Origin of the sequence: Nostoc sp. UCD121 (assembly GCF_014222285.1) — a bacterium.
GTDB lineage: Bacteria > Cyanobacteriota > Cyanobacteriia > Cyanobacteriales > Nostocaceae > Nostoc.
Window position 1 is genome coordinate 18,998 of sequence record NZ_JACKZS010000098.1, and the last position, 8,077, is coordinate 27,074.

At 43.9% G+C, this 8,077-nt stretch carries 8 protein-coding genes and 1 pseudogene; 4 read left to right on the forward strand and 5 right to left on the reverse strand.

The window, feature by feature from the left end:
• The first annotated feature begins 173 nt into the window (after positions 1 to 173).
• A pseudogene (locus GNF10_RS38705) lies at positions 174 to 599 on the forward strand (GUN4 domain-containing protein).
• Positions 600 to 687: 88 nt separating this feature from the next.
• Here the strand turns inward: GNF10_RS38705 and GNF10_RS20455 are convergent.
• The 4 genes from GNF10_RS20455 to GNF10_RS20470 all read right to left on the reverse strand — a co-directional run bounded on the left by GNF10_RS20455 (position 688) and on the right by GNF10_RS20470 (position 3,401).
• Entirely contained in the window at positions 688 to 906 is a 219-nt protein-coding gene (locus GNF10_RS20455; RefSeq protein ID WP_185583852.1) for a type II toxin-antitoxin system HicA family toxin, read from the reverse strand.
• Positions 906 to 1,148, reverse strand: coding sequence for a type II toxin-antitoxin system HicB family antitoxin (locus GNF10_RS20460; protein ID WP_094348053.1), 243 nt, complete (start codon positions 1,146 to 1,148; stop codon positions 906 to 908). Before GNF10_RS20460 ends, GNF10_RS20455 begins: the two co-directional genes overlap by 1 nt.
• A 165-nt stretch (positions 1,149 to 1,313) precedes the next feature.
• The gene (locus GNF10_RS20465) at positions 1,314 to 2,267 is read right to left on the reverse strand and encodes a heme o synthase (RefSeq protein ID WP_185580201.1); all 954 of its coding nucleotides are present in this window, start codon (positions 2,265 to 2,267) and stop codon (positions 1,314 to 1,316) included.
• 201 nt (positions 2,268 to 2,468) lie between these two features.
• Positions 2,469 to 3,401: a heme A synthase gene (locus tag GNF10_RS20470; protein WP_185580203.1), complete on the reverse strand. Its 933-nt coding sequence runs from the start codon at positions 3,399 to 3,401 to the stop codon at positions 2,469 to 2,471.
• A gap of 505 nt (positions 3,402 to 3,906) precedes the next feature.
• Here GNF10_RS20470 and GNF10_RS20475 point away from each other — a divergent pair.
• The 3 genes from GNF10_RS20475 to GNF10_RS20485 all read left to right on the forward strand — a co-directional run bounded on the left by GNF10_RS20475 (position 3,907) and on the right by GNF10_RS20485 (position 7,513).
• On the forward strand, positions 3,907 to 4,992 hold the full coding sequence (locus GNF10_RS20475; RefSeq protein ID WP_185580205.1) for a cytochrome c oxidase subunit II: 1,086 nt from the start codon (positions 3,907 to 3,909) through the stop codon (positions 4,990 to 4,992).
• Positions 4,993 to 5,059: 67 nt separating this feature from the next.
• Positions 5,060 to 6,796, forward strand: coding sequence for a cytochrome c oxidase subunit I (gene ctaD, locus GNF10_RS20480; RefSeq protein WP_185580207.1), 1,737 nt, complete (start codon positions 5,060 to 5,062; stop codon positions 6,794 to 6,796).
• Positions 6,797 to 6,886: 90 nt separating this feature from the next.
• On the forward strand, positions 6,887 to 7,513 hold the full coding sequence (locus GNF10_RS20485; protein WP_185588057.1) for a heme-copper oxidase subunit III: 627 nt from the start codon (positions 6,887 to 6,889) through the stop codon (positions 7,511 to 7,513).
• A 375-nt stretch (positions 7,514 to 7,888) separates the two neighbouring features.
• Here GNF10_RS20485 and GNF10_RS20490 read toward each other — a convergent pair.
• On the reverse strand, positions 7,889 to 8,077 hold a 189-nt coding region (locus GNF10_RS20490), incomplete at its 5' end, for a hypothetical protein (protein ID WP_221644651.1).

Below are 8,077 nucleotides of genomic sequence, written 5' to 3' on the forward strand. Positions count from 1 at the left end.
ACCAGTGAGGTCATTATTCAAGAAGATGACGTTTACTCAGAGCATTGGTGGTGGAAATGGGAAAAGGAGTAAGTGAAGCAAAAATTTCTGCCGATGGTAACGGAATTTTTGGCAAACGCAAGACTTCAGCACAGTCAGATGATTTTTTTCTTTTACGAATAGATCACGAACAGATGTTAATTAGTTTGCTAAAAACAGGTAAGTGGAAAGATGCTGATCGAGTAACTGGCACACTGATGTTGAAAATATCTTGTCAAGAACAAGATGGCTGGCTTAACTCAGAGAGTATCAAAAGATTCCCCTGCCAAGATATTAGTAAGATTAATTAACTTTGGCTAAAGTATAGCAACGGGCGTTTTGGCTTTAGTATCCAAAGCCAAATTTGGTCAAAATTAGACCGGGATTGGATTAAAGTAGGCGAACGCTTAGGTTGGCGTGTCAATAATCGCTGGAAAGAATATTCTGAACTTACTTTTAGTATTCATGCACCAGAAGGATCATTTCCTACTTTTTGGGGTGGAGAGGGAAGAAAGTTGATATTTGGTTATTCGGGCGCTTGGGAGGATTTTTTCTCCCTTGTTAGGGCTTGTAAATTGTAAAATTTAGTGGTTAAGGAAAGATTCGCTATGACTGAAATTCTATTTCTCGTTGGAGATGATCCAGATAGTCGTTATACGAGCATATAATTTATAACGCCTCCCATTCATCTCTGCTTATATTAGCTTGAGGTAATATTCTATTTAATAAGCTTGGGCTAATGTCTCCCTGATGCGGATTGGGAATTGTCAGCTTTAATTCAACTTTCACCATGTATTGATGCTTACCACCTGGGTAAGGGCCATCAAAACCTGCATTTTTCAGATAACGAATCAGATCCCGCCGATTAATCGATCCAAAGGGTGGCATTAGGCAACCTCTTTGGTGAAATTCAGGTCAACACCATCAAGTATCGGTAGAGTATGACCTAAACGCAATCCTAAAATAATCCATCCTTCAAGAGCATCTTGCAAATCTTCCCGGCAAGCTTCTAGTGTTGCAGCGTTTGCCCAAACTCCTTGACATTCTGGAATTTCGCTATAAAAAGTTCCATCCTCAAGCAACTCGTAGGTTGCTTTGTGCAATGCTGTACGAATGTAATTTGTCAACATTTAGATTTTTTACAACTTCATTTAGCTTTTTGATCAATTTGCCTATGACTGAAATTTTACTTTTAATCGCAAATCTGCAAAACTCTAATTATTATGTATAATTTTTAATTTCTGAAAATGCGATCGCGCCACTTTACCAAACGCGATCGCTAAATTTTCCATCTCCTATCCAATAAAATGCAGATGATTACTCACCGCACTAATTAAATTATGGGTAATGGGAAGACTATCAACTACCATCCCCAGACACAACAGCATCATGTAGGAGATGGAAAAGAGAAACAACTCTTTAGCTACAGCGCGATCCTCTGGGTTGTGCAACAAACGCCAAGATTTGTGGATAAATAATCCTCCCAGACTGACAGCGATCGCAGCATAAAGAATTCCACTTGCGCCCAAAGGATAAAACAACAACACGGTTGCAAATACTGTCACCAGCGTGTAGTACCAAATCTGCTTTACAGTTGCCGTAGCACCTTCAATCACAGGTAACATTGGTATCCCAACTTTTGCGTAGTCATCTTTAATCATTAGAGCTAGCGCCCAGAAATGGGGTGGTGTCCACAAGAAGACGATGGCAAAAATCAGCCATGCTGACCAGCTTAATGTCCCCGTGACAGCAGCCCAACCCACTAAAGCCGGAATTGCCCCAGCCGCACCACCAACAACGATATTCTGAGGAGTGTGGCGTTTCAGCCAGTGGGTATAGACCAAAATGTAAAAGACAATGCCAGAGAAAGCTAGCAGCGCGGCTAACAAATTAGCAAATACTGCTAAGAGCGTAAAAGAAAGCGTCGCCAGTGTGATCGCAAAAATTAGAGCATCGCGTGGCTGCACCTTACCGGAAGGCATCGGACGATGGCGCGTCCGCTCCATGTCATAATCAATATCGCGATCGTAGATACAGTTAATCGTCTGGGCGCTTGCAGCAGCCAAAGTGCCACCAGTGAGAGTTACTAGCAACAGCAATGGGTCTACTTCTCCCTTAGCAGCAATCCACATACTCCCAGCCGTGGTAATCAAAAGCAACGGAATAATCCGAGGCTTCGTTAGCTGGTAATAACTTTGAACTACCTGGAAAAATGTTTCGTGGTGGCGAGAGACATTAGTCTCAATCATTTTGGCTCTGGTTCCTTATTTTTCAACAACTTATATGCAGCCCCCGCTCAAGCTGGCTCTTTCAGGCAAATAAAAACACAGATTTTCTGTCCCTGGGTGGGTCGCAATACTCGCCGTTGCGTCCTTCGTCGTTGAGTGGGGAGTGGGGAGCAGGGGAGATTAGGGAGAAGAACCAATGCCCAATGCCCCATTCCCAATTCCCTATTCAACACTCAGGACACGTGAATCAGCACTAACTGAGTCACGCTGTGCGAGAACTGTGAAAGCCACCAAAGTACCTAGCAAAGCTGCTCCTATAATTTGGTGGGAGACGGTGAGAGGCTCGACTTGGAGATGTAATTTGAAAGTGGCGAATCCCAACAAAATTTGTAAGGTCAACAAACCACCAGCTATATTTGCCAGTCGCCGCAAGGCTGGATGTAGTGCTGGTGTACGCCAACAGATAAATACCATTGCCAAGGTTGTCACTGTTGGCGGCACCAAACCAGCAATATGGCTGTACATTACAGTACAAAGTTGAGAACCTCCGAAGCATTGGTGTAGCGCCCAGCGAGAACCTACCAAAGCACCTAGCAGACTTTGCAGGTAAACCAGAATAGCGGCAGTTAAACCTACCCAAGGCAACTTACCAACGGTTCCAGTCCCCTGATAAGGGGTGAGTGCCGTGCCGATAATCAGGAGGGTGCAAAAAAATAACAGCGCCGTTCCTAAATGAGCAGTAACAATATCAAACCGCAACAGTTCGGTAACGGTGAGTCCTCCCAAGATGCCTTGGAAGACGATTAAAAATAGGGCGAATGTAGATGCCCAAGGCAGCCATCTAGGTAAGAAACGACGATGCCACCAGGACAAACCAAAAAGTGCGATCGCGCTTACACCAATTAAAGCTGCATCCAATCTGTGAAACCACTCCAAAAACACTTGGAGATTCATTTGCTTGGCTGGTACCAGTTCGCCATAGCATAAGGGCCAGTCTGGGCAAGCAAGTCCAGCATTCATAACACGGGTGGCGCTGCCTATTGCCATCAAAATTAAGGTGGCTATGCATATTTTCCACACCAAGCGACGAATCATTTCCTTGGGTTTTTGCTGCTCAACTGCCGCTTCATTTTGTTGTAGGACAAATTCGCTCATGAATGATACCTTCTGCCCATTCTTGGTGGCTCTCTTAAAATTTTCAATTTTCTTTTAGCGTCCTATCTTCACCCTAGCGTATAGGCTAAGGGTTTATAGATTAGCACTCACTTATACTTTGAATCACTCCAGAAAGGTTTTGCCTGAAGCTTTAGGTATTTTTCAAGATGTGAAAAATTGATTAATCACAATTAATTTAAACATTCTAAATTTTTCCTTAAGTTTTTCTACTGATTTTCGGAGAAGGCACAAGGAAATAATTATGAATCAAAACTTTCATTTTGGGTATAAAACCCAGTCGTTAAATCCCATACTTTTAAATACATCTGGGTTACTCCTACCCTCTGCCCCCTGCCTCCTGATAGTCACCTTGTACCCAAAATTAGTAAAATAGTTAAAAAAATTAATAAAAATTTCAGACCTTTGTACTCCATGCCTTCCAGCCTAGACTACCTTAGTAAGTGAGCAGGTTTAAGATAACGTAGTAAATTCAATTAAGTAAGCCGTGAAGATTCCAAGTTCAATCTGGACATTACTCATTGGCATCGTGCTAACGCTAGTCAGCTTTTGGTACGGTCAAAATCACGGGCTGTTGCCAGCAGCAGCCACGGATGAAGCCGAATTAGTTGATGGTCTGTTCAACGCGATGATGATCATTTCTACAGGTATATTCCTGCTCGTAGAAGGTATTTTGATTTACTCTGCATTTAAATACCGTCGGCGTGCAGGTGACAATGAAGACGGCCCACCCGTTGAGGGCAATGTACCTCTAGAAATTCTCTGGACGGCGATCCCCGCAATTATCGTTATCGGTATTTCTGTTTATAGCTTTGATGTCTACAACGAAATCGGTGGCTTTGATCCCCATGCTATCCATCAAGCGCCGATGATGAATCAGGAGTCAATGGCAATGCCTGGAAGTGCGATGGCGGCAACTTTAAGTGATACTCCTCCTAGCACCGAACCCAACCTCAATCAAGAAAAATCTGATGAGGCAATGCAAGACCCAGCTACGGCAGAAGTTCGTAATGCTGACCAAATTCCCCAACTGCGGAATGCTCCCGGTGTGGGTATTGTTGCTCCGACAATTGGGGGAACTCCTGATAAAGCAGGTAAACCAGCAGGATTACAGGTCAACGTCACAGGTCTACAATATGCTTGGCTTTTCACCTATCCTGAAACTGGTATAACTACAGGTGAAATGCACGTACCCATCGGGCGAGAAGTGGAAATCAATATGACAGCCAACGATGTCATCCATGCCTTTTGGGTTCCAGAGTTCCGCCTGAAACAAGATGCGATCCCCGGTAGGCAAAGCGAGATTCGCTTCACCCCCAAAAAAGCAGGAGATTATGTCCTAATCTGTGCTGAACTTTGTGGCCCCTACCACGGTGCAATGAGAGCAACAGTAGTTGTTGAGCCAGAAGAAGCCTTTGACAAATGGATGCAAGAACAGCTAGTTGCCAGCAAAGAAACACTAAATCAAGCCGTTGCTGTTAACCCTGCCGATTTATCCCCAAATGAATTTCTCGCTCCTTACACCAAGGATATGGGAATTAAGCCAGAAATCCTCCATCAAGTTCACCATTAGTCAATATGTTATTTAGTCAAAATCCAGTGACTAATGACCAATGACTAATGACTAATGACTAATGACTATGACCCAAGCTCAGTTGCAAGAAACTGCCAATATCCCCGCCCTTAGTGAGGAACCGGGGAACAGAAAATGGCAAGACTTCTTTGGCTTTCAAACCGACCATAAGGTGATTGGGATTCAATACCTAGTCACTTCGTTTATTTTCTACTGCATTGGCGGCGTAATGGCTGACTTGGTTCGCACAGAACTGCGAACTCCAGAGGTAGATTTTGTTACCCCCGAAGTCTACAACAGCCTGTTTACACTGCACGCCACGATCATGATTTTTTTGTGGATCGTGCCAACCGGGGCAGGGTTTGCTAACTATCTAATTCCCCTGATGATTGGGGCAAAAGATATGGCATTTCCTCGGCTGAATGCTGTTGCCTTTTGGATGATCCCCCCTGCGGGTATACTGCTAATCGCCAGTTTAGCGGTAGGCGATGCACCGGATGCAGGTTGGACTTCCTACCCTCCCCTGAGTTTGGTAACAGGGCAAGTGGGGCAAGGCATTTGGATTATGAGTGTCTTGCTGTTGGGTACATCATCTATTTTGGGGGCGATAAATTTCCTGGTGACATTGCTGAAGATGCGTATTCCTGGCATGGGCGTTCATCAAATGCCCTTGTTCTGCTGGGCAATGTTCGCTACTTCGGCACTAGTTTTGCTATCAACCCCAGTCCTCGCAGCTGGTCTGATTCTGCTTTCCTTTGACTTAATTGCCGGGACAACATTTTTTAACCCAACTGGCGGTGGCGACCCAGTAGTATACCAGCACATGTTCTGGTTTTACTCCCACCCTGCGGTTTACATCATGATTTTGCCCTTCTTTGGCGCAATTTCAGAAATTATCCCCGTGCATTCCCGCAAGCCGATTTTTGGCTATAAAGCGATCGCTTATTCATCTCTAGCAATCAGCTTTTTGGGGCTAATCGTCTGGGCCCACCACATGTTTACCAGTGGCATCCCCGGCTGGTTGCGGATGTTCTTTATGATCACTACCATGATCATCGCTGTACCCACAGGGATTAAAATATTTAGCTGGTTAGCAACCATGTGGGGTGGAAAAATCCAGCTTAACAGTGCGATGTTGTTCGCCATCGGCTTTGTTGGCACCTTTGTAATCGGCGGTATCAGTGGTGTGATGTTGGCAGCAGTGCCCTTTGACATTCACGTTCACGACACCTATTTTGTGGTAGCCCACTTGCACTATGTGCTATTTGGTGGTAGCGTTCTAGGGATTTTTGCCGCCATCTACCACTGGTTCCCAAAAATGACGGGACGGATGATCAACGAATTTTGGGGTAAGGTTCACTTTGCCTTGACTATTGTCGGTCTAAACATGACCTTCTTACCCATGCACAAACTGGGTTTAATGGGCATGAATCGCCGTATCGCCCAATACGATCCCAAATTCACCACATTGAACGAAATTTGTACGTATGGTTCTTACATACTGGCAATTTCAACATTCCCCTTCATCATTAATGCCGTTTGGAGTTGGTTATACGGCGAGAAAGCTGGTAATAATCCCTGGAGAGCATTGACCTTAGAGTGGATGACGACATCACCACCTGCGATCGAGAATTTTGATCAAACTCCAGTACTGGCTACCGGCCCCTATGATTACGGCTTGGAAAAGGCTAATGAAGGTGTACCCTTATCCGATCCCAATCCAATCTTGTCTGGCGGCCCAAACTCAGTATTAAGAGCAGAACCCGATCCAGCCGTTGCTGCCAATCCCGAAGATCGGAAATAAACTGCGACTGGGAATTGGGGACTAGGAATTTATTCTCCTCTACTCCCCATTCCCCATTCCCCACTCCCCACTCCCCACTTATAAAAATTCATGCAAAGTCAAACTATTGACCCAGCTAAAACCGAACTAAATCATCATCACGCGGCGGAAGCCTCCGTCGGTCATCATGAAGAACATCCAGACCATCGTCTGTTTGGGCTAATTGTCTTCCTGATTGCTGAAGGGATGATTTTCATGGGACTATTCGGAGCCTACTTAGCTTTCCGTGCTACCTTACCTGTGTGGCCGCCAGCAGGTACTCCAGAATTAGAACTATTGTTACCTGGAGTCAACACCATCAATCTAATTTCTAGTAGTTTTGTCATGCACAATGCTGACACTGCTATCAAAAAGAACGATGCGCGGGGTGCGCGAATCTGGTTAGCAATTACCGCTGTAATGGGTGCTATTTTCTTAGTGGGTCAAGTATTTGAATATACCCATTTAGAATTTGGTTTAACTACCAATTTATTTGCTAGTTCATTTTACGTTTTGACTGGTTTCCACGGATTGCACGTTACCATTGGTGTTTTGGCTATTGTTGCCGTGTTGTGGCGATCGCGCGTTCCGGGTCACTATAGTAACGAAAAGCACTTTGGTATTGAAGCAGCCGAAATCTACTGGCACTTCGTTGATGTGATTTGGATTATTTTGTTCGGATTACTCTATCTCCTGTGAGTATTAATTATTTAGTTGTTTACTCCACGCGAACAACTTAATAGGCCCCCTATTGGGGGCTTTTTTAATTAATAGTTTTATTTTCTACTTAGTAATGTTTATAGAAAATATACTAAAACAAGCTTAAACTACTCCCACTATTACTCTTTTAAATGCAACTGAGTTATTGCAAGTAATATACATAACTCACATTTGATTTTTGAAGAGAACTTCGTACAACTCAAAAAGCCTTCTTTCCTATTGCCTACCCATGCAAGTAAGTAGGACTACGCCACGCTGCGCGAACAAAAATCATAGAGGATTACTATAGACGCAAGTAAAAGGTGGGAAAAGTCGGAAAAGTCGGATGTTTTTTGGAACCTATTGAATAACCAGCTAATATACTGTAATTTGATATGCAAAGGATAAACTGAACCAATAAATAAAGTTTGCAAATTTACATAAACCTCGTCTACATTGAGAACCGTAGTTTTGTAGGTTGGGTGCAGCGATAGCGTAACCCAACATAAAATTTGGTGGTAATGTTGGGTTGCGTTTCACTCCACCCAACCTACATAAATATAT

Bases quoted from the DNA above. Each gene is read 5' to 3' on its own strand.
- GNF10_RS20455 (WP_185583852.1), bottom strand. From the start codon at position 906: ATGCCACCCTTTGGATCGATTAATCGGCGGGATCTGATTCGTTATCTG.
- GNF10_RS20460 (WP_094348053.1), bottom strand. From the start codon at position 1,148: ATGTTGACAAATTACATTCGTACAGCATTGCACAAAGCAACCTACGAG.
- GNF10_RS20465 (WP_185580201.1), bottom strand. From the start codon at position 2,267: ATGATTGAGACTAATGTCTCTCGCCACCACGAAACATTTTTCCAGGTA.
- GNF10_RS20470 (WP_185580203.1), bottom strand. From the start codon at position 3,401: ATGAGCGAATTTGTCCTACAACAAAATGAAGCGGCAGTTGAGCAGCAA.
- ctaD (WP_185580207.1), top strand. From the start codon at position 5,060: ATGACCCAAGCTCAGTTGCAAGAAACTGCCAATATCCCCGCCCTTAGT.
- GNF10_RS20485 (WP_185588057.1), top strand. From the start codon at position 6,887: ATGCAAAGTCAAACTATTGACCCAGCTAAAACCGAACTAAATCATCAT.